Below are 696 nucleotides of genomic sequence, written 5' to 3'. Positions count from 1 at the left end.
CGGCGGGTGGCGCGCGAACTGACGGCGCTGATCAATCAGCGCGGCAAGCCGGACATGATCGTCTCCGACAACGGCACCGAGTTCACCTGCAATGCCATGCTGGCCTGGTCGGAGGAGAACAAGATTGACTGGCACTTCATTGCGCCGGGCAAGCCGATGCAGAACGGCTTCTGTGAAAGCTTCAACGGCCGGATGCGGGACGAGCTTCTCAACGAAACCTTGTTCTTCGGCCTCGATCACGCCCGAGCGAAGATTGCGGATTGGGTCGGCGACTACAACGGCCAACGCCCGCATTCCTCGCTCGGCTATCTGACCCCTGCGGCCTATGCCGCCCACCTCACCGCAACGTGCGATCGGCTGCGCAACCCCGACCAGCTCCGCCGATCGCACGTTGCTCACACCGCGCCGAACGGCGTAACATCCGCCGAGACTCTAACCGCTTCTGGGTGAAACTTCAGGGGCAGGTCAGCGGGGATCAAGCGGCCGAAACTGAACATGTCCGAGTTCTACGATCGCTACCACAAATTCCTGCACATCTTTTACAAAGATGCGCAGAGCTGGTGGGGCCGGGAGACGGACGAATTCCCCCACCTTGAGGAGATCACGGCGTTCTCTCTGATGATCTCGGAGAAGCCAGCGACCAGCTAGCGTCGAGCTGGCTCGCGCTGTCGTACAGCTTTCGGTGCAAGTCTAGAG

2 protein-coding genes are annotated in these 696 nt (G+C 60.9%); both read left to right on the top strand.

The window, feature by feature from the left end; all coding sequences use genetic code 11:
• Positions 1 to 450: integrase core domain-containing protein (locus AACY52_RS28975; protein ID WP_339561165.1), on the top strand; the 450-nt coding region annotated here is incomplete at its 5' end.
• A gap of 45 nt (positions 451 to 495) precedes the next feature.
• Entirely contained in the window at positions 496 to 648 is a 153-nt protein-coding gene (locus AACY52_RS28970) for a hypothetical protein (protein WP_339548644.1), read from the top strand.
• Positions 649 to 696 lie beyond the last annotated feature (48 nt).

This window comes from Pseudomonas sp. EA_65y_Pfl1_P113 (genome assembly GCF_963970525.1).
Taxonomy (GTDB): Bacteria; Pseudomonadota; Gammaproteobacteria; order Pseudomonadales; family Pseudomonadaceae; genus Aquipseudomonas; species Aquipseudomonas tritici.
This window is presented reverse-complemented; position numbering and strand designations above follow the sequence as displayed.

What these genes read in the sequence shown, in the direction of transcription:
- AACY52_RS28970 (WP_339548644.1), top strand. Translation starts at nt 496, where the DNA reads ATGTCCGAGTTCTACGATCGCTACCACAAATTCCTGCACATCTTTTAC.